Raw genomic sequence first — 19,007 nt, forward strand, 5'->3', positions numbered from 1 at the left:
TTCAAAATAAGAGTCTTAGTATTACTATTTAACCTCTTTAATAGCACTCAAATATCTGCCTAGTTCTTTTTTTACAACAGGGAATAAGAAAAATAACCCTACCATGTTAGGAAATACCATTGCAAAAATCATGGCATCTGAGAATGCCCAAATAGATTTCATACTTGCTGCTGCTCCAATAATTATAAAAGTTAAGAACAGTAATTTATATACCATATCTGCTGTTTTTCCTCTTCCAAATAAAAACTTCCATGATTGTAATCCATAATAAGACCAAGATATCATTGTAGAAACGGCAAATAAAACAACTGCAACAGTTAAAAACACATTAGAGTAAGGAATATACTGCGCAAATGCCATAGAGGTTATACCTGCTCCTTCATACGCAACGCCATTAATCATAACGGAACCTTCGCCTCCATATTCAAAGAAACCTCCAAAATTAAAAATAACAATTACTAAAGCTGTCATTGTACAAATTACAACAGTATCTATAAAAGGTTCTAATAATGCCACCAAACCTTCTGATGCTGAATATTTTGTCTTAACAGCGGAATGCGCTATAGAAGCAGAACCTGCTCCAGCTTCATTAGAAAAGGCTGCTCTTTTAAACCCTACCAATAATACTCCAATTAAACTACCCACACCAATTGCAGTAGGGTTAAAAGCTTCCGATAGTATTAATCCAAAAGCATCATCTATTAAAGAGAAATTACTTAAAATTATATACAAACAAGCAATTAAATACATTACTGCCATAAAAGGCACTACTTTCTCTGTCACCTGTGCAATTCTTTTAATACCACCTATTATAATGATACCGACTAAAATTGCTAGGACAATACCAATTATTGCTCCTGCACTAGAACTTGTTAAGCCCATTAATTCCTTTATCACAATAGTAGCTTGGTTAGATTGTGCCGCATTACCACCACCAAAAGAACCTCCTATACAAAAAACAGCAAACATTGCTGCTGCTATTTTGCCTAAAACCGTATACCCTCTTTCTTTAAGTCCTTTACTTATATAATACATTGGCCCTCCATAAACAGTACCATCTTCTCCTACATCTCTATACTGAACTCCTAAAGTACATTCTACAAATTTTGAAGACATTCCTAAGAGTCCACAAATTATCATCCAAAAAGTAGCCCCAGGACCTCCCAGTGCAATTGCTAAAGCTACACCAGCAATATTACCATTACCTACTGTACCAGAAACTGCAGTTGCTAAAGCTTGAAAATGCGTTACTTCTCCCTCTCTACTTTCATCCTCTATGGTATCTACAATATCACCATCAATGATATTAACATCTGACTTTTCTACACCATGATGGTCTACTTCATCATATTTTCCTCTTACTACATTTATCGCTTTTCCAAAATACCTAATATTTGGAAAGCCAAAATATAAAGTAAAAAATAAAGCACTCATTACAAGTAATATTAAAACAAATGGAACGCCAAATACAGGAAAGAATATTACTGCGGAAAAGAAATCGGAAACTGGTTTAAAAGCTTGGTCTATTTTTTGATCCATCCCGACCTCTTGGGCCATAGATACTAATGGTGAAAAAAGGGCAAGAAATGCCAGAAGTTTATACTTCATAATATTTGAATTATTTTTAATGAATTAATTAGTCGGCAAGCAATATCCTAAAAATTATGCCCGTAATCAAATATTATACTAAAATAATGTTAGGCAATATGAAACATATCATTTAGTTTTTTTATTTGTTCTGGTCTTCCTAATACTATTACTTTACTTTTTGGCTGCAACTTCATATCTGCTTCTGGGTTTATAATATATTCCCCATCTGGCGCTATATAACCAATAATTGTACACCCAGTTTTCTTTCTTAAATCTAAGTCTCTCAATGAATTACAATCTACTTGATCTGCAAAGTCTTCAATTGCTACTTCCTCTAGATTAGTTGTATGCTCCCCTTCCACAGACAACTTATCCATAAAGGTTATTAAATCTGGCATTACCACTAAAGAAGCCATATGATCTCCTCCAATTTTATCTGGCATTATTACTTGGTTTGCTCCTGCTAGCTGTAGTTTTTTCTGAGAGTTTACCAAAGAAGCCCTACTTATTATATATAACTTTTTATTTATTTGCCTTGCCGAAAGTACTACAAATAAATTTGCAGCGTCATCCGGAAGGGTTGCTATTAAATATTGTGCTCTATCTATTCCAGCTTCAATTAATACCTCATCATCATTTGCATCTCCTTCTATAAATAAAATATCGTCTTCATATTTTTCTATGATTTCTTTATCTTTTTCTATTACCAAAAATGGCTTTTTATAAGCTCTTAATCTTTCTGCAGCTTGCATTCCGTTTCTACCATACCCACAAACTACCACATGATTAGACATTTTTTTAATAGTATTTTTCACTTTTTTCTTTTTTAAAAGTTCTTTTGAATTTCTACTTAATATATATTCCGTTATTACAGATATTGCAAAAGCAAATATAAATACACTGGAAATAATTAAAAATATTGTAAATATTTTACCATTAGCATCTAAAGGTTGTACTTCCGAAAAACCCACTGTAGTTACCGTTATTATTGTCATATAACAAGCATCTACCCATGAAAAACCAGATATATAACGGTACCCAAACACGCCAAAAACAAACACTACTAACATTAATGTTAGTGCCAAATAAAATTTAGACTTAAAAAGTTTTATCATAATTATAAATCAAAAACCGAAGTTCTTTTAGTGTACACTAAATCTTTAATTTTTAACCAAAAGGCAACAAATAAATATAACGCAAAGCCAAAGCCCAGAGTAACAAAAGTTACGTATATAAATGAAGTTCTTACTACTCTTGCTCTTATGCCTAAACGGTCTGCAATACGCCCGCATACTTCAAAACCTCGTTTCTGAAAAAAATATAAGATTTTATAAAAAAAATTCATGCCTTAAAATTAGGTATTTCCTTTTAATAAATTTACACCTATTGCACATTGCAAACATTTATTTTTGGTACAATAATTAGTATATAATTGTAACAAAGCTTGACTATCTTTTGCAGATGCTATAGATATACCTCTTTTTTTAAAGTTATTTATAATAGAATTATCTTCCGTATCTATTTTTGAAATAATATTTAAAAGCTCTTCATTTACATCTTTTCCAAGACTTTTTGCATAATAAAATTTAAAAGGGATAATAGTATTTATTACTATTAAATCTATAAATTTCTTAGTAATTTTCTTTTTACTTTTTTTACTTTCTTTTCCAAAACTATAGTGTGTATCCCAATATTCACTAGCATAAACAGTAAAAATGCTATGCAAATCTTCTAAAGATGTTTCACATATTAATTTTGAAAATAAATTTTGATGTTTCCCATACAAACTAGCAAATTGAGAAAGCCTTATTGTTGGGAAATTAGGTGGTCTAAGCTTAAAAAAGTGAGGTTTTTCTATACCTATTTCGCTAAGTTCTAACTTATTTTTAACAAACTCATATTCCTTTTTTAATTTAATATAATAAACATCTACACAGTCTTTTTTTTCTAAAAGACCTAACAAACCGTATAATACACTCTCTAGCTGAAAGTTATTATTCTTAAGTTTAGACACCGTAGATGAATTTAAACTCTTCTGTAAACTAAAAAAAGAATCCCCATTAATTTTTAGTCCAAAATTCTTTAAAAGCAGAATAAAAAGAACATACTCCCAATCATTATTAGACTGTAACAAAAGCTCTTTTATAACTTGTGTTTTTTGCTCTAAACGTTCAAAAAATAGACGTTCTAGCCAATTATTGGCTACAAAATCATCTATTTCATTAATATCTTTTTCACAATTTATAAACTTAGTATCTGTAGTAGTAAATAAATTCTCGTAATTTATTAAAAGCTTTTCTTCTATATACTTCTTTAACTCTACTGTTGGAATTTTACTATTATCCTTCCTAAAAACAGAAGCATCATCTTCCCAAACTACATGAAGTATCACAGAATTATAATTATCATCTACCTCATGATTATGAGCGTACCAGTCTGATGATTTTAGATGTATTTCTACATTACCAACCCACAACTGTTCTCCCACACGGACTTGCGCATTAAAAAAATCTGGCCCTTCTTTATAATTATGCTGTCCAATTTTTACAATGGTTACAGGTATGTTATCTGTTGTTTTTAAATTAGTTGTTGGTATTTTTTTATGTTTCCAAATAAAATGTAATAAGTCTTCTTGCATAAATTTTAAAGTAATATCTAAGTATTGGGCATAAAAAAACCCACTTAAAAGCAGGTTTAATGTACTAAATCTATTTTATTTATTCGGCAACTTCACCTTCCCAATTCATAAAACCACCAACTAGGTTATACGCATTTTCTATTCCAATACTATTTAATATAGCGCAAGCTTGCCCGCTACGGTTACCAGAACGGCAATACACATAAAAGTTCTTAGTTTTATCTAACTTTTCAACTTCTGTTAAAAAATCTTGACCTAAATATATATCTATGTTTGTAGAATTTGGAATATACCCTTCTTCTACCTCTTCTGGAGTTCTTACATCTAAGATAAAAGCGTTATCATCTTTTTCTAGTTGCTCTTCCCATTCTTGTTGTGATAAATCTGCCATTTTTTACTACTTTATTTTAATACAACAAAAATACTACATTATTTAAACATTCTCTTAAACAAGACCTAGGGTTTTAAATTTTCCACTTAGGATAGAACTAGGTTCTGTTTCCAACCATTCTTTAATAAGAGAGGCATATATGTTTCTAAAATCAACCTCGTATAGTAAATCTCCATTACTATCTAAATTTACTAAATCATCTGGTTTATTATACATTCCTGGATGCTTAAGGTTTTCTCCTAGTAAAAATACCATATTAGCAGCACCATGATCCGTGCCTTTAGCAGCGTTCTGTTTTAGTCTCCTACCAAATTCAGAAAAAGTTAAAATAATAGTATCCTTAAAAGCACCTGTTCTCTTTAAGTCTTTTACAAAAGCCGCTATACCTTTAGAGTACACCTCTAAAAGTCTTTTCTGAGAATTTAACTGGTTGGCATGTGTATCAAAACCGCCAAGGCTTGCATAATATACCTGCGTTTCTAGCCCTGAGTTAATAAATTCAAAAATAGTCTTTAATTGTTTTCCAAAAGCATTATTGGGATATTCTTGAGAAGAAGAATAGACTCTAGTTTTTTCATATATCTGAGCTGCAGAAGACTTAGCATCAACTACCGTTTTATACAAGTAACCCAAATTATGCTCGCTTAAATGGGAAGCTGTATATTTATCAAGGATTTTACCAAAATAAGCGTCCTTTGTAGTTTTATAAAAAAGAGAAGCATCTTTAGTTGCTAAACCATTAATAGAACCTCCTTTCATTAATAAAGACAGGGTATCATCTACCTCTATTGCTCCTAATGGCTTTTTACTTACTTCGGCTAAATACCTACCTACCCAACCTGTTTGTAAATATTCTCCAGAACCACTAGCAGTATGCCAAATATCGGTAGATCTAAAATGAGACCTACTTGGGTTAGGATACCCTACATTATTTATAACACTTACAAAACCTGCATCATATAAAGACTTAAAATCTGTTAGACTTTCATGAAAACCATGCGAATCATTTATTACTAATACATCTTTCTTGTTTCTAGCAATCGTATTTCTATTTTTAAAATAAATATCATTCGTATATGGCACCAACGTATTTAAACCATCATTACCACCAGATAACTGTAGGATTACTATTTTTTTATGACTAGGAATAACACCAGTAGCTCCATAAGCTTGTACAAAACTAGGCACAAATAAAGCTGTGCTTGCTAAACCACTATTTTTTAAAAAGTCTCTTCTTTTCATAGTTTCTTATTTTTTTAGCATAGTTGGTATTCTGGTAATGACATTAATTGTACACAGAACTCCTGCTTATTTGTTTTTTTTAAACTATGCAAAAATTCCTGAGTACCTTTGTTTGTTGTAGTACTTATTAAATAATGATACAACTCCTCGTAATTTAAGTGCCCATAATTTTCATGAAATACTTCCCAGTTTTTTGTTACTGTAAGTCTTCTATTAAAATTAGATTTTTTCTTATTAAAATCCTCAAAACTATCTTCAAATTCTCCTTTTACATCAAAGGCAATTGTACCATTCATAAACAAAACAGAAGGCAATTTTAACCGAACCATCATAGTATTAGAATCTATCCAATTTTTACCCTCAGACCAACCGGCTACATTTGGCGGTTCTAATAAAACTTGCCCTAATAAACGCTGTATATATAAAAACTCTTTTGGTTTTTTAAAAGAAAAAGGGATTGTCCTTTTTAATTGTACCAATAAATCTATAGGAGATTTAATTTTTTGTCCTATCATATCCTCATCATAAAACCAATTAGTCATAAAAAGGTAACGCATTACCGCATCTATACTATAGTTTTCTCTAAAAACAATTGCCAACTCCCCTATTCTATCCTCATTAGGAACATCATTAACAAAATGAAGATATATCTTCTTTGCAATAAACTGGGCGCATTCTGGTCTTTTTAATATTAAGTCTATAATATCTTCCCCGTTAAAATTACCTTTTACGCCAAAAAATTCTTTTTCTCCAAAATCATGTTGTTTCTTACGTAAAACAAACTCCCCTTTAAAAGTGTGCCCCCAGCCCGTAAAAGCTCTTGCAGACTCTTTAATATCTTTCTCTGTATATGGGCCTATACCTAATGTAAACAGCTCCATAAGTTCCCTAACAAAATTTTCATTAGGCTTATCTTTTCTATTTTGCTGGTTGTTTAAATAGCTTAACATTGCAGGTTCTTTTGCTATAGCAATTACAAAATCTCTAAAATTACCTAAAGCATATTTCCTAAGCGTTGCATTATAACGTTGGGAAAAAACTATATTATTGGTACGCACTACAAAATGATTAGCCCAAAACAAAGTCATACGTTCTCGTAACTCTTCATTAGAAGTTGCCATTTTATCTATCCAAGCTAAATTATAATCCTTTAACTTACTCCTACTTACCTTTATTAGTTCTCTAAATTTTTTAGGATTACTTTTAGGTGTATCTGTCTGTATAAATGCATCTATATCTGGAGTAGGTATATATAAATGCGTAATAGATTTAGAAGATTTAAATAGTTGTTTTACTACTTCTTTCTTTTTTAAACCAGATAATTTCTCCAATTTTTTAGGAGAAATACCAAAACCTGCTCGCTGGTACAAATGCTTTATATGCGTACTTTTCAAAATAGAATCTTTTGTAGTTAGACTCAATTTACACTTAATAGTTTAATTATTTAATCTTCCTGTGTTAAAAACAAATTCTTTTTTAACAAAAATTTAATTCTAAAAACGCGTCTATTTAAATAAATCAACATACATTTGTATATACAATTATTGTAGAGACATGAATGTTGAAGAAATTATAAAAACTGATAAAAAAATGGAATTACCAAGTAAAACGGTAATTCATTTAATGTTAGTCAGCAATAAAGTAAATGAAACAATAAATGCAACTTTAAAGCCTTTTGATGTTTCTATTCAGCAATTTAACGTATTACGTATTTTAAGAGGACAATGTGGTAAACCTGCCAACTTAAAAACCTTAAATGAACGTATGGTTACTAAAATGAGTAACACTACTAGGTTAGTAGATAAATTAATAATTAAAGGGTATGTAAAAAGAGAAACATGTGAAACTAACCGAAGAAAAATTGAGATTTACATTACCCCAAAAGGAGAAAAAGCACTTTCTAGCATGGATATTGCAATGCATAAGAATGACAAACATATTGTCCAAAATTTTTCCAAAGAAGAACTAGAGTACCTGAACGTATTGTTCAATAAATTTTAAATATAACATTAACTATTAATTACATTAAAAATGAAAAAGAAGTTATTAAGTTTAGCATTCGCAGTAGTATTTGGGTTTTCTGCTACAGCGCACTCACCTATAGATGGTGACAAAAAAACAATTAAAACTAGTGAAAGTACGGTAACTTGGAAAGGTTACAAAGTAACTGGAGAACATGCTGGCACAATAAGTTTAAAATCTGGTTCTTTAGATTTTAACGGAAGTAAACTTACTGGTGGAGAATTTGTTGTTGATATGACTACCATTAATACAACAGATTTAGATGGAGAAATGAAAGGAAAATTAGACGGGCATTTAGCTTCTGATGATTTCTTTGGCGTTAAGGCACACCCTACTGCTAAATTAGTTTTTAAAGATTTAAAGTCTTTTAATAAAGATTCTTACACTGTTACTGGAGACCTTACTATTAAAGGAATTACTAAAGAAATAACCTTTGTAGTTTCTGTATTTGAAAATAAAGCAACTGCTACTTTAAAAGTAGATAGAACAAAATACAACATTAAATATGGCTCTTCTAGTTTCTTTGATGATTTAAAAGACAAAGCTATTTATGATGAGTTTGATTTAGTGGTTGATTTAGCTTTCTAAAACAACATACATATTTTTAAAAACCCTGTTACTTATAACAAAGTAACGGGGTTTTATTATTTTTAGCACAGCCTATTGGCTGTTTTAAAAATCCTTTATATATTTGATGCATAATGAGGAATAAAAAAACAAATACTTGGTGGTGGAGTAACTTACGAAAAACAACGTGAGCAAAGCATCATTGTAGTAAAACTATATATAAGGCTTGTCATCACGACAAGCCTTTCCTTTTTTAAAAAACTTAATACTTTATCTAATGAAATATCAATTAGAGACACATTTTAAAAAAATTCTTGCAGATACCATTACTCCGGTTAGTGTGTATTTAAAAATTAGAGACCGTTTTCCTAATAGCATCCTACTAGAAAGTAGCGATTACCATGCTAATGATAATAGTTTCTCTTATATATGCTGTAACCCAATTGCATCTATTAAAGTAGAGAACGAGGTAATCTTACAGCAATTTCCAGATGGTACTTCAGAAGAAATAAAAATTAAAGAAGATACAAATGTTGTTTCTATACTAGATAATTTTAGTAGAAAGTTTAAAGGCAGTAAAAACGACTTTAAGTTTATAAACAATGGTCTTTTTGGGTATATGGCGTATGATGCTGTACGGTATTATGAAGATGTAGAACTTGCTAAAAAAGAAAATAGTGCTACTATTCCAGATATTTATTATGCCGTATATCAAAATATAATAGCTATAAACCATTTTAATAATGAAGCTTATATTTTTGCGCATTGTTACAATAGCAATGAAAATATTGCCGAAATAGAACAAATTTTAAACATCAGAAGTTTTGCTTCTTATAATTTTACTACCCAAGGAGAACCAACTTCTAACTTAAAAGATGAAGAATATAAAGAACATGTAGAACTTGCTAAAAAACACTGCCAACGTGGCGATGTTTTTCAACTGGTACTTTCTAGACGTTTCTCTCAAGAATTTAAAGGAGATGAGTTTAATGTATATAGAGCATTACGTTCTGTAAACCCATCCCCCTACCTATTTTATTTTGATTATGGCGATTTTAAAATCTTTGGTAGTTCTCCAGAGGCGCAACTAATTGTAAAAGAAGGCAAAGCAGAAATTCATCCTATTGCAGGTACTTTTAAAAGAACAGGCAATGATGAGCAAGATGCTATTCTTGCAAAAAAACTTACTAAAGACGACAAAGAAAATAGTGAGCATGTAATGCTCGTAGACCTTGCTCGTAATGACCTTAGTAGAAATGGGAATATGGTTAAAGTAGAAAACTATAGAGAAGTACAATTCTTTTCCCATGTTATACACTTAGTTTCTAAAGTTACAGGACAAAAGAAAGAAGACATACCAACCATGAAAGTAGTAGCAGATACTTTCCCTGCAGGAACTTTAAGTGGCGCACCTAAACATATGGCAATGCAACTTATAGAAAAGTATGAAAAAACAAGTAGAGGGTATTATGGTGGCGCCATTGGCTTCATGGATTTTGAAGGTAATTTTAACCATGCCATAATGATTAGAACTTTCTTAAGTAAAAACCACCAACTACACTACCAGGCAGGTGCAGGTATAGTTGCTGCCTCGAAAGCAGAAGATGAATTACAAGAAACATACAACAAATTAGGTGCTTTAACTAAAGCATTGGAAATAGCAAAATCTATCTAAATTTCCAAAATAGAGAATAAAATGAAAAAAATATTAGTCATAGATAATTACGATAGTTTTACCTATAATTTGGTACACTATTTAGAAGATTTAGATTGCGAAGTTGTTGTAAAACGTAACGACCAACTTAGTTTAGAAGAGGTTGATGCTTTTGATAAAATTGTACTTTCTCCAGGACCTGGTATTCCAGATGAGGCTGGTTTACTAAAACCAATAATAGAAAAATACGCTCCTACCAAAAGTATCTTTGGGGTGTGCTTAGGGCAACAAGCCATTGCAGAAGTTTTTGGTGGTTCTTTAATAAATATAGATCAAGTTTATCATGGTATTGCTACTAAAATAAAAATTACCAAACCAGAAGATGTTTTATTTAAAGGATTAGATACGGAGATTGAAGTGGGGCGTTACCACTCTTGGGTGGTTAATCCGGATTTACCAGAAGTTTTAGAAGCTACTTCTTTTGATGAAAACGGACAAGTAATGTCCCTTCGTCATAAACTATATGATGTTTCTGCGGTACAATACCATCCAGAATCTGTACTTACTCCTAATGGAAAAAAAATACTAGAAAACTGGGTAAAGAGTTAAAGCACTGTAAAGAGTACAAAGTATTAAGTAATAAGGCTACTCAAAACACTTAATACTAATTACTTAAGATTTAATACTAAAGAAAAATGAAACAAATATTAAACCGACTTATTAATCACGATATTCTTGAAAAAGAAGATGCCAAACAAGTATTGGTAAATATTGCTAAAGGCGATTATAATACCAGCCAAATTGCAGCTTTCTTAACTGTATACATGATGCGTAGCATTACTATAGAAGAGTTAGAAGGCTTTCGTGATGCTCTTTTAGAACTTTGCCTTGCAGTAGATTTATCTGCCTATAACCCTATTGATTTATGTGGTACTGGTGGTGATGGTAAAGATACTTTCAATATATCTACCTTATCCTCTTTTGTTACCGCTGGCGCTGGTGTTAAAGTTACCAAACATGGAAATTATGGTGTTTCTTCTGCCTGTGGTAGTAGTAATGTAATGGAATATCTTGGTATAAAATTTAGTAATGATGCTGGCTTTTTAGAAAAGTGTTTAGCAGATACAGGCATTTGTGTACTACACGCACCACTGTTTCATCCTGCCATGAAAAATGTTGCCCCTATCCGTAGAGAGCTTGCTGTAAAAACGTTTTTTAATATGTTAGGCCCAATGGTAAACCCAGCCTTTCCTAAAAACCAAATGGTAGGTGTTTTTAATCTAGAACTAGCAAGAATGTACGGGTATTTATATCAGAATACCGATAAAAACTTTACCGTATTACACGCTCTAGATGGTTATGATGAAATTTCATTAACAGGAGATACCAAAACCATATCTAACCATACCGAGGGAATTATAAAACCTTCAGATTTTGGATTACAGCCTATACAACAATCGCAAATTTATGGTGGCGATACGGTAGAATCTTCTGCAAAAATATTTATGAATGTTTTAGAAGGCAAAGGAACAGAACCGCAAAACAATGTTGTTTGTGCTAATGCTGGTGTTGCTATTGCAACTGTGAAGAACCTTACGCCAAAAGAAGGTTTTGAACTTGCTAAAGAATCCTTATTAAGTGGCAAAGGATTACAAACTCTTAAAAAATTACAAAACCTTAGCGCCTAATGAATATATTAGAAAAAATAGTTATAGATAAACGCAAGGAGGTAGCTTTACGTAAATCTTTAATTCCTGTTTCGCAATTAGAAAGTTCTGTGCTTTTCTCTAGAGAAACCGTTTCTTTAGCAACTGCATTAAAAAATAGCGCTACTGGTATTATTGCAGAACACAAAAGACGTTCTCCATCAAAATCGGTAATAAACCACACTTTAAATGTACAAGATGTGGCTACTGGTTATGAAAACGCTGGGGTTTGTGGCATGTCGGTTTTAACCGATGGCAAATATTTTGGCGGTTCTTTAGACGATTTATTAATAGCAAGAGCAGCTGTAAAAATGCCTTTGTTACGTAAAGAATTTATTATAGATACGTATCAAATTCTAGAAGCAAAAGCATATGGTGCAGATGTTATTTTACTAATTGCAGCCATACTTACTAGAGAAGAGATAAAAACCTTTTCAGAGTTTGCAAAAAGCCTAAATTTAGAGGTACTTTTAGAAGTGCATAACCAAGAAGAGTTACAAAAATCTATTATGCCAAGTTTAGATATGTTAGGGGTAAACAACCGTAACCTTAAAACTTTTGAAGTAAGCCTAGTAACCAGTAAAAAACTCTCCACCTTAATTCCGGACGATTTTGTTAAAGTTTCCGAAAGCGGTATTAGTTCTATAGAAGCGATTAAAGAATTACAGCCTTTTGGTTTTGAAGGATTTTTAATTGGAGAAAATTTTATGAAAACCAACAATCCTGGCGAAAGTGCAACCTCTTTTATTTCTAATTTAAAATAATTGAGATGAGCGATTATTATTACACACAAAAAAAAGAGTTTAAAAAAGAGGGCCCTCCAAAACTTAAAATTTGTGGTATGAATCTTAATATCTCCGAAGTTGCAAGCTTAACTCCAGATTATTTAGGATTCATCTTTTGGGAACCTTCAAAAAGATGTTTTAATAGCCAAATGCCAGAGCTACAACACAGCATTAAAAAAGTTGGCGTATTTGTTAATGAAAGTCTTCAGGAGATCTTATACAAAATACAGGAATACAATCTTTTAGGGGTACAATTACACGGAAAAGAAAGTCCAGAATTCTGTAAAGAATTACAAGAAAAAGCCAAAGGAATTGAAATTATTAAAGTGTTTTCTATAAAAAATGAATTCAATTTTGAGGTTTTAAAAGATTTTGAAAATGTGTGTAATTTCTTTTTGTTTGATACTAAAGGAAAACTTCCAGGTGGCAATGGTTATACCTTTGATTGGAGTGTGTTAGAAAATTATCCTTCAACCAAACCCTTCTTTTTAAGTGGTGGAATTGGCCTTGAAGAAGCAGCTAAAATAAATGCATTTTTACAAACCGATGCCTCTAAATATTGTTACGCATTAGATGTAAATAGCAAGTTTGAAATAGAACCAGGATTAAAAGATATTGAAAAATTAAAGCAGTTTATTAGTAGAGTACAGAGTAAATAGTATTAAGTACAAAGTAGTTAGTATAATGTATTAAGTAACACTAATAACTTAGAACTTTTAATTTAGAAAACAATTATTACCAACATGAACACTTAGGACTCATTACTTAAGACTTAGTACTAACTACTTAAGACTTGCGACCTAAAATAAATAAAATGTAAAACGGAGTACTTACTACTTTGTACTCAATACTTATAAACGATATGAATTATAACGTTGACGAAAGAGGCTATTACGGAGACTTTGGCGGGGCATTTATTCCAGAAATGCTTTATCCAAACGTAGAGAACCTTAGACAAAACTATCTAAAAATAATGGCGGAACCTTCTTTTAAAGAAGAGTTTGATCAACTATTAAAAGATTATGTGGGTAGGCCATCACCGCTTTATTTGGCAAAAAGGTTGTCTAAAAAATACAATACTAAAGTCTATCTAAAAAGAGAAGACCTAAACCATACTGGAGCACATAAGGTAAACAATACTATTGGTCAAATATTAATGGCCAAACGCCTTGGCAAAAAACGTATTATTGCCGAGACTGGCGCAGGGCAACACGGTGTTGCAACTGCTACCGTTTGCGCATTAATGGGAGTGGAATGTATTGTGTATATGGGAGAGATAGATATTGCACGCCAAGCACCGAATGTTGCTCGTATGAAAATGTTGGGTGCAGAAGTACGCCCTGCATTATCGGGCAGTAGAACTTTAAAAGATGCCACCAACGAAGCTATCCGCGATTGGATTAACAACCCTGTAGACACCCATTATATTATTGGTTCTGCTATTGGCCCTCATCCCTACCCTGACATGGTAACTCGTTTTCAGTCGGTTATTTCGGAAGAGATTAAATGGCAATTAAAAGAGAAAGAAGGAAAAGAAAATCCGGATTATGTTATTGCTTGTATTGGCGGTGGTAGTAATGCGGCAGGTACCTATTACCATTATTTAGACGAAAAAGATGTGAAAATAATTGCTGTAGAAGCAGCAGGTATGGGCGTAGATTCTGGGGAAAGTGCAGCAACCTCAGCATTAGGAAAAGAAGGCGTTATCCATGGTTGTAAAACCTTATTGATGCAAACTACTGACGGACAAATAACTGAGCCTTATTCTATTTCGGCAGGTTTAGATTACCCAGGTGTGGGCCCAATGCACGCACATTTACACAAAACAGGAAGAGCAGAATTTATCTCTGCTACAGATGATGAAGCTATGCAATCTGGACTGGAATTAACCAAATTAGAAGGTATTATTCCTGCTATTGAAAGTAGCCACGCATTGGCTGTTTTTAAACACAAAACTTTTAAACCAGAGGATGTGGTGGTAATTAGCCTTTCTGGTCGTGGAGATAAAGATTTAGATAATTATATAAAATATTTCAATTTATAAATTGACTATGAATCGTATTAAACAAAAACTACAAGAGGACAAAAAGTTACTCTCTATATATTTTAGTGCTGGTTTCCCTACTTTAAAGGATACTGTAACTATTATTCAGGATTTAGAAAAAAATGGAGTAGATTTTATTGAGATTGGCCTTCCTTTTTCGGACCCTTTGGCAGATGGCCCTACCATACAAGAGAGCTCTACTATTGCCCTTAAAAATGGGATGACTACAGAGGTTCTTTTTAATCAATTAAAAGATATACGTAAAACGGTAAGTATTCCGCTTATTATCATGGGATATTTTAACCCTATGTTACAATATGGTGTAGATGCTTTTTGTGCTACCTGTGCTGAGATTGGGATAGACGGACTTATTATACCAGACCTTCCGTTAGATGTATATGAACGTGAGTATAAAGCCACGTTTGAAAAATATGACTTATTAAATATCTTTTTAATTACACCACAGACTGGTGATGACCGTATACAACAGATTGATGCTGCTTCGGACGGATTTATATATATGGTAAGTTCTGCTGGGGTTACTGGCTCCCAATCTGGTTTTGGAAACACCCAAGAAGATTATTTTAGTAGAATAGAAAAAATGAAGCTAAAAAATCCGCAGGTAGTTGGTTTTGGTATTAAAGATGCGGAAACCTTTAAACAGGCTACAAAATCTACCAAAGGTGCTATTATTGGTTCTGCATTTATAAAACATTTACATAAAGAAGGAGTTAACGGTATTGCCAATTTTGTGAAGACTATTCGCTAAATAACATGAAAATAGTGAACAACTGGAAATTAATTATAGTGCTGTGCCTAACCTTAGGCATGGCACCTTTTTTTTTCCAGAACCTCATCTTCTTGGTAAATTAAAATGGATTGCTGGTGGTGCTATAGGTATGAAAGGTCAAGATTGGTTTGCTATTCTTTTACATGGTTTTCCTTTTATTTTATTTGGAAGACTTATTTATCTAAAAATAGTGTCGATTATAAAATAACCACTTCTAAAGTACCCAGAGAAAAAATAATCCTGTGAAAATTGTAATTACCACAACGGTAATTATAAAATCTCTTCTTTTAACTGCATCCCCTTCTTTTTTAATTCTAGCTTTTATATGCTTTAATTTTTCCGGGCTAACCGTTTTATAAGCTGGTTTTTCTTCTGTATGATTAGAAGAACTAAAACGTTTAGATTTTTTAGACCTATGTTTTTTAAGCATAGTTCTATTTTGTTTCATAGTCTTAATAGCGTGCGACGCAAAACCTCCTCCTCCCATAATTGTATTTTACTTATGAGTAGCATATTTTTACATTTTGTTACATAAAAATCAAAAAATATATAATATAAAAGAAATATTCGATACAAAAAGTGATATTAATTAAGAATATTACAAATCAGTAGATAGTTACCTAGATTACAGCTCAAATTCTGTACAAATATCAGGCGGAGAGGAATTAAAATCTATTTAGAACTAACGAATAGTTCTCGACTTCGCTCGAACTGACAATAGTACTCTTTTTAAAAGACGTAATTTCAATTCGTTAAAGGTATTTCGTGTTGTGTATTTATCTATTGGCTTCTAAAGAATATAATAATTAAAAAAACTATTACTCTTCTAACTCAAAAGGAACATTAGAAAATTTTCCGTTTGTAATTGCATACTTTTTCCCTGTTACAGAAGAGGTTCCTTTATAATTAAATTCTCCAGAAAGGAGCATTTTTTCTTTATCTATACTACTAATTTTTACATAAACTTCTTCGAGCTCTTTATTATCTCCAAAACCTTCATTTCCTTCTTCTTCACCATTGTTTTGGTTATACCACGCATAAGCACCTCTGGAAAGAAAATCTGGAGTAATTGTATTGTAAATTTCTCCATTACTTAACGTTTCATAATCGTCTCCAATAAAATAAAAAATAATGGCTTTAGGCCTTTTTAAACCTATAGTAAAATCAAAGCCCGAAATAGCTCCGAGGTAACCTCCTGTAGATACTATATTTATGGTTGCAGAAACACTTTCCCCATCGCCAATGATATACGACTCAAATGCTTCGCCATTAACCTGTGCCGTCATTGTTGCAACCCCTTCTTCCTCTTCCTCCTCTTCTTCTTTCTGTTTATCTACTTCATCTTCTATAAGACTGGTACAACTTGTATTTGCTATTAATAAAAAGAAACTAAAAAAAAGTATTCCAATAAACTTTAGCCGTTTTAATTTCATAAAATGTGTTCTAAGGGTTTGCGGTAAGATTCTTATTTACAATCAAACATAAACGAAATACTATTCTTAGAAAACAGCAATTTGGCAAAAGAGGTTATTCCCCATATAACTGTTTAGCTATTACATATAGCTGTTACCAATTATATCTATAATGCCCAATAATTTTATACTCAAAAAGGCAATCTTGTAACACTTGGCCTGCTCCTATGTTGTGTACTATTAAATTTCGCTTTCCATCTTTAGACTTTTTGTTTACCACAATTCCTATATGGGTTATTGCACCACCTAAATTCCAACAAACAACATCTCCAGGCAAATAATCTATTGCTTTCTCAGAAATCTCTTTTTCTGCTCCTTTTCTTTTAAAAAATGTCATTAAATTAGGAACTCTTCTGTGATCTATATTTTTATCTGTAGTTTTTAATCCCCAAATTTTAGGGTATTTCCCAAAATTAGCTTTCATGTCTTCATGAACTTCTTTCTGTAAGTCTACTCCTAATTTTCTATAGGCTCGTATTACAACATCTGTACAAACACCTTTATTACTTGGCACATCGCCATTTGGATAATCTATAGAAAAGTAACTTGGGTCATAGGTTACCTCTTGGTTTGTTAACTCTAAAGCAGCGGCAGACAAATTAAGTTTAGCTTCTACTTGAGAATAGCCAAGGTTCATGCATAGAAATACTAGTACTAAAAATACTTTTCTCATAAAAATATCCTGATAAAACTGTCTTAGTCTAAAGCAAAAATAGCATCGTAAGTTATGTACTCATCTCTTCCTATAGTATACAAAACTTTTCCGTTAGCATCTAGTAACACCCCTACAGACTCATCTTCTGGAAGCGGAAAATTTAGTTGGTATTTTCTACCATCTTCTAAATTTAAACCATAGGTTTCTACTCCGTTAGATATACTTACTTTGTTTTGGGTATAATTGTAATTTGTAGTTTCTCCCTTGGCATTGGTAACAACAAAACTCTTAGCCTCAAAAGTTAATTGGTATTTTTCTCCTTGGTTATTAATAGCCTTCCAATCTCCTCTATAGGTATCAGAACCACTACAGGCAGTTAAAACTACCATAACAAAAAGTACTAGAATATGTTTTATATTTTTCATTCTATAAAAATATTCAATTACGCGCACAAGAACAACCCAGTTTTAAGGGGTTTTAGAGTGTCCTAGTATTATTTCTGTGCTGCAATAATTTCTGCTACAGCATTTCTGTATTTATAAGGGTTTCCTGCTTTTTTTATTGCCTTATATACTTTTCTAGGATCATGGGTAGACTGTGCAAAAAACTCCCAAAAGCCTAACATTTTCATTTTTATAGGAGTTGGGCCAGAAAGTTTAGCATCATACTGCTGGTATATGGTATCATGAAATTCTTTAAAAATTTTCCATCTATTAGCAGGATATTCTGTGGTATCGGCCTTTATCATACTTGGTAAAAAAGGGTCTGCAATAAGACCACGGCCAATCATAAAATGCTTTATGGTAGGGAAACGTTCTCGCATTTTTTTAAACTGCGCTACCGAAGTAATATCACCATTATAATATAACGTATGTTTTGCAACATCTACACACTTTTGAAACGCCTCTAAATCTACACCGCCTTTGTACAACTGTTTTCCAAGACGAGCATGTATAGCGACATTCTTAAGCGGATATTTTTCTAATATAGGAAAAGCCTCTAATATCTCATTTGCAGTTTCATATCCTAGACGCATTTTCATAGAAATAGTAACATTGGTCTCGTTATGTGCACGCTCCAAAATATGGTCTATTTTCTCGGTATTACAAATAAGACCAGAACCCATTCCGCTATTAGTAACCATAGGATACGGACAACCTAAATTCCAATTTAATTCTTTATACCCTAAAGATTCTATATACTTTATGGTGAATATAAAAGCATCGGCATCAGCCGTCATTACTTGCGGAATTACCTCTAAAGCTGTATTTACCTCTGGGTCTAAATCTCTTTGATACGACCCTTTAATAATCATTTTTTTATTATACCGAATGTAAGGCGCATAATACGTATCTATTCCACCAAAAAAATGCTGCTGTGCATTTCTAAAATTAAAATCGGTAAAACCTTGTAAAGGAGAAGCTAATAGTTTGTAAGACATTCCTATGTTT

Annotated in this window: 22 protein-coding genes; 10 read left to right on the plus strand and 12 right to left on the minus strand. The window is 32.1% G+C overall.

The annotated features are described in order from the left end of the window. Positions 1–24: 24 nt before the first annotated feature. From Q0820_RS15490 to Q0820_RS15520, 7 genes are all read right to left on the minus strand, one after another. Positions 25–1,608, minus strand: a complete 1,584-nt coding sequence (locus Q0820_RS15490) for a sodium:alanine symporter family protein (protein WP_298488959.1) — start codon at positions 1,606–1,608, stop codon at positions 25–27. Positions 1,609–1,697: 89 nt separating this feature from the next. Then, positions 1,698–2,705 (minus strand): TrkA family potassium uptake protein, encoded by a 1,008-nt coding sequence (locus Q0820_RS15495; protein ID WP_298488961.1) that lies wholly within the window; start codon positions 2,703–2,705, stop codon positions 1,698–1,700. Positions 2,706–2,707: 2 nt separating this feature from the next. Then, positions 2,708–2,935 (minus strand): PspC domain-containing protein, encoded by a 228-nt coding sequence (locus Q0820_RS15500; RefSeq protein ID WP_121069260.1) that lies wholly within the window; start codon positions 2,933–2,935, stop codon positions 2,708–2,710. A gap of 9 nt (positions 2,936–2,944) precedes the next feature. Further along, on the minus strand, positions 2,945–4,228 hold the full coding sequence (locus tag Q0820_RS15505) for a DUF2851 family protein (protein ID WP_298488964.1): 1,284 nt from the start codon (positions 4,226–4,228) through the stop codon (positions 2,945–2,947). Positions 4,229–4,307: 79 nt separating this feature from the next. Next, on the minus strand, positions 4,308–4,619 hold the full coding sequence (locus Q0820_RS15510) for a rhodanese-like domain-containing protein (protein WP_298488966.1): 312 nt from the start codon (positions 4,617–4,619) through the stop codon (positions 4,308–4,310). A gap of 54 nt (positions 4,620–4,673) precedes the next feature. Continuing rightward, entirely contained in the window at positions 4,674–5,861 is a 1,188-nt protein-coding gene (locus tag Q0820_RS15515; RefSeq protein ID WP_298488968.1) for a DUF1501 domain-containing protein, read from the minus strand. 14 nt (positions 5,862–5,875) lie between these two features. After that, entirely contained in the window at positions 5,876–7,255 is a 1,380-nt protein-coding gene (locus Q0820_RS15520; protein WP_298488970.1) for a DUF1800 domain-containing protein, read from the minus strand. A gap of 196 nt (positions 7,256–7,451) precedes the next feature. On the opposite strand from Q0820_RS15520, the gene Q0820_RS15525 reads away from it, so the two are divergent. From Q0820_RS15525 to Q0820_RS15570, 10 genes are all read left to right on the plus strand, one after another. After that, complete coding sequence (locus Q0820_RS15525; protein WP_366941665.1) at positions 7,452–7,862, plus strand: MarR family transcriptional regulator; 411 nt, start codon at positions 7,452–7,454, stop codon at positions 7,860–7,862. Positions 7,863–7,892: 30 nt separating this feature from the next. Continuing rightward, positions 7,893–8,471: a YceI family protein gene (locus tag Q0820_RS15530; protein ID WP_298488975.1), complete on the plus strand. Its 579-nt coding sequence runs from the start codon at positions 7,893–7,895 to the stop codon at positions 8,469–8,471. Between the two features lie 256 nt (positions 8,472–8,727). Then, positions 8,728–10,125: an anthranilate synthase component I family protein gene (locus Q0820_RS15535; RefSeq protein ID WP_298488977.1), complete on the plus strand. Its 1,398-nt coding sequence runs from the start codon at positions 8,728–8,730 to the stop codon at positions 10,123–10,125. A gap of 21 nt (positions 10,126–10,146) precedes the next feature. Further along, a complete protein-coding gene (locus tag Q0820_RS15540) occupies positions 10,147–10,713 on the plus strand; it encodes an aminodeoxychorismate/anthranilate synthase component II (RefSeq protein WP_298488979.1) in 567 nt (188 codons plus the stop codon). 86 nt (positions 10,714–10,799) lie between these two features. Continuing rightward, the gene (trpD, locus tag Q0820_RS15545) at positions 10,800–11,792 is read left to right on the plus strand and encodes an anthranilate phosphoribosyltransferase (protein ID WP_298488981.1); all 993 of its coding nucleotides are present in this window, start codon (positions 10,800–10,802) and stop codon (positions 11,790–11,792) included. Beyond that, positions 11,792–12,574 carry an indole-3-glycerol phosphate synthase TrpC gene (gene trpC, locus Q0820_RS15550; RefSeq protein WP_298488983.1) on the plus strand — a complete coding sequence of 261 codons (783 nt, stop codon included), beginning with the start codon at positions 11,792–11,794 and terminating at the stop codon, positions 12,572–12,574. Before trpD ends, trpC begins: the two co-directional genes overlap by 1 nt. A 5-nt stretch (positions 12,575–12,579) precedes the next feature. Beyond that, positions 12,580–13,254: a phosphoribosylanthranilate isomerase gene (locus tag Q0820_RS15555; RefSeq protein WP_298488985.1), complete on the plus strand. Its 675-nt coding sequence runs from the start codon at positions 12,580–12,582 to the stop codon at positions 13,252–13,254. Between the two features lie 203 nt (positions 13,255–13,457). Then, a complete protein-coding gene (gene trpB / locus Q0820_RS15560; RefSeq protein WP_298488987.1) occupies positions 13,458–14,639 on the plus strand; it encodes a tryptophan synthase subunit beta in 1,182 nt (393 codons plus the stop codon). Between the two features lie 7 nt (positions 14,640–14,646). Continuing rightward, positions 14,647–15,408: a tryptophan synthase subunit alpha gene (trpA, locus tag Q0820_RS15565; RefSeq protein ID WP_298488989.1), complete on the plus strand. Its 762-nt coding sequence runs from the start codon at positions 14,647–14,649 to the stop codon at positions 15,406–15,408. Positions 15,409–15,451: 43 nt separating this feature from the next. Beyond that, the gene (locus Q0820_RS15570; protein WP_366941666.1) at positions 15,452–15,637 is read left to right on the plus strand and encodes a hypothetical protein; all 186 of its coding nucleotides are present in this window, start codon (positions 15,452–15,454) and stop codon (positions 15,635–15,637) included. Positions 15,638–15,643: 6 nt separating this feature from the next. Here the strand turns inward: Q0820_RS15570 and Q0820_RS15575 are convergent, their stop codons facing one another. The 5 genes from Q0820_RS15575 to Q0820_RS15595 form a co-directional block, all read right to left on the minus strand. Continuing rightward, on the minus strand, positions 15,644–15,916 hold the full coding sequence (locus tag Q0820_RS15575; RefSeq protein WP_298488992.1) for a hypothetical protein: 273 nt from the start codon (positions 15,914–15,916) through the stop codon (positions 15,644–15,646). Between the two features lie 331 nt (positions 15,917–16,247). Next, a complete protein-coding gene (locus Q0820_RS15580; protein WP_298488994.1) occupies positions 16,248–16,862 on the minus strand; it encodes a hypothetical protein in 615 nt (204 codons plus the stop codon). Between the two features lie 133 nt (positions 16,863–16,995). Further along, positions 16,996–17,574, minus strand: a complete 579-nt coding sequence (locus Q0820_RS15585) for a DUF1287 domain-containing protein (RefSeq protein WP_298488997.1) — start codon at positions 17,572–17,574, stop codon at positions 16,996–16,998. Between the two features lie 23 nt (positions 17,575–17,597). Next, positions 17,598–17,981 (minus strand): hypothetical protein, encoded by a 384-nt coding sequence (locus tag Q0820_RS15590; protein WP_298488999.1) that lies wholly within the window; start codon positions 17,979–17,981, stop codon positions 17,598–17,600. 68 nt (positions 17,982–18,049) lie between these two features. Then, positions 18,050–18,997, minus strand: a complete 948-nt coding sequence (locus tag Q0820_RS15595) for a tRNA-dihydrouridine synthase family protein (RefSeq protein ID WP_298489000.1) — start codon at positions 18,995–18,997, stop codon at positions 18,050–18,052. Positions 18,998–19,007 lie beyond the last annotated feature (10 nt).

Origin of the sequence: uncultured Maribacter sp. (genome assembly GCF_947495965.1) — a bacterium.
In the GTDB taxonomy this organism is placed as follows: Bacteria; Bacteroidota; Bacteroidia; order Flavobacteriales; family Flavobacteriaceae; genus Maribacter_B.

Coding starts and splice junctions, on each gene's coding strand:
- Q0820_RS15540 (WP_298488979.1), top strand. CDS start 10,147: ATGAAAAAAATATTAGTCATAGATAATTACGATAGTTTTACCTATAAT.
- Q0820_RS15590 (WP_298488999.1), bottom strand. CDS start 17,981: ATGAAAAATATAAAACATATTCTAGTACTTTTTGTTATGGTAGTTTTA.
- Q0820_RS15525 (WP_366941665.1), top strand. CDS start 7,452: ATGGAATTACCAAGTAAAACGGTAATTCATTTAATGTTAGTCAGCAAT.
- Q0820_RS15535 (WP_298488977.1), top strand. CDS start 8,728: ATGAAATATCAATTAGAGACACATTTTAAAAAAATTCTTGCAGATACC.
- Q0820_RS15495 (WP_298488961.1), bottom strand. CDS start 2,705: ATGATAAAACTTTTTAAGTCTAAATTTTATTTGGCACTAACATTAATG.
- Q0820_RS15505 (WP_298488964.1), bottom strand. CDS start 4,228: ATGCAAGAAGACTTATTACATTTTATTTGGAAACATAAAAAAATACCA.
- Q0820_RS15530 (WP_298488975.1), top strand. CDS start 7,893: ATGAAAAAGAAGTTATTAAGTTTAGCATTCGCAGTAGTATTTGGGTTT.
- Q0820_RS15490 (WP_298488959.1), bottom strand. CDS start 1,608: ATGAAGTATAAACTTCTGGCATTTCTTGCCCTTTTTTCACCATTAGTA.
- trpB (WP_298488987.1), top strand. CDS start 13,458: ATGAATTATAACGTTGACGAAAGAGGCTATTACGGAGACTTTGGCGGG.
- Q0820_RS15595 (WP_298489000.1), bottom strand. CDS start 18,997: ATGTCTTACAAACTATTAGCTTCTCCTTTACAAGGTTTTACCGATTTT.
- Q0820_RS15510 (WP_298488966.1), bottom strand. CDS start 4,619: ATGGCAGATTTATCACAACAAGAATGGGAAGAGCAACTAGAAAAAGAT.
- Q0820_RS15575 (WP_298488992.1), bottom strand. CDS start 15,916: ATGGGAGGAGGAGGTTTTGCGTCGCACGCTATTAAGACTATGAAACAA.
- trpA (WP_298488989.1), top strand. CDS start 14,647: ATGAATCGTATTAAACAAAAACTACAAGAGGACAAAAAGTTACTCTCT.
- trpD (WP_298488981.1), top strand. CDS start 10,800: ATGAAACAAATATTAAACCGACTTATTAATCACGATATTCTTGAAAAA.
- trpC (WP_298488983.1), top strand. CDS start 11,792: ATGAATATATTAGAAAAAATAGTTATAGATAAACGCAAGGAGGTAGCT.
- Q0820_RS15580 (WP_298488994.1), bottom strand. CDS start 16,862: ATGAAATTAAAACGGCTAAAGTTTATTGGAATACTTTTTTTTAGTTTC.
- Q0820_RS15515 (WP_298488968.1), bottom strand. CDS start 5,861: ATGAAAAGAAGAGACTTTTTAAAAAATAGTGGTTTAGCAAGCACAGCT.
- Q0820_RS15555 (WP_298488985.1), top strand. CDS start 12,580: ATGAGCGATTATTATTACACACAAAAAAAAGAGTTTAAAAAAGAGGGC.
- Q0820_RS15585 (WP_298488997.1), bottom strand. CDS start 17,574: ATGAGAAAAGTATTTTTAGTACTAGTATTTCTATGCATGAACCTTGGC.
- Q0820_RS15500 (WP_121069260.1), bottom strand. CDS start 2,935: ATGAATTTTTTTTATAAAATCTTATATTTTTTTCAGAAACGAGGTTTT.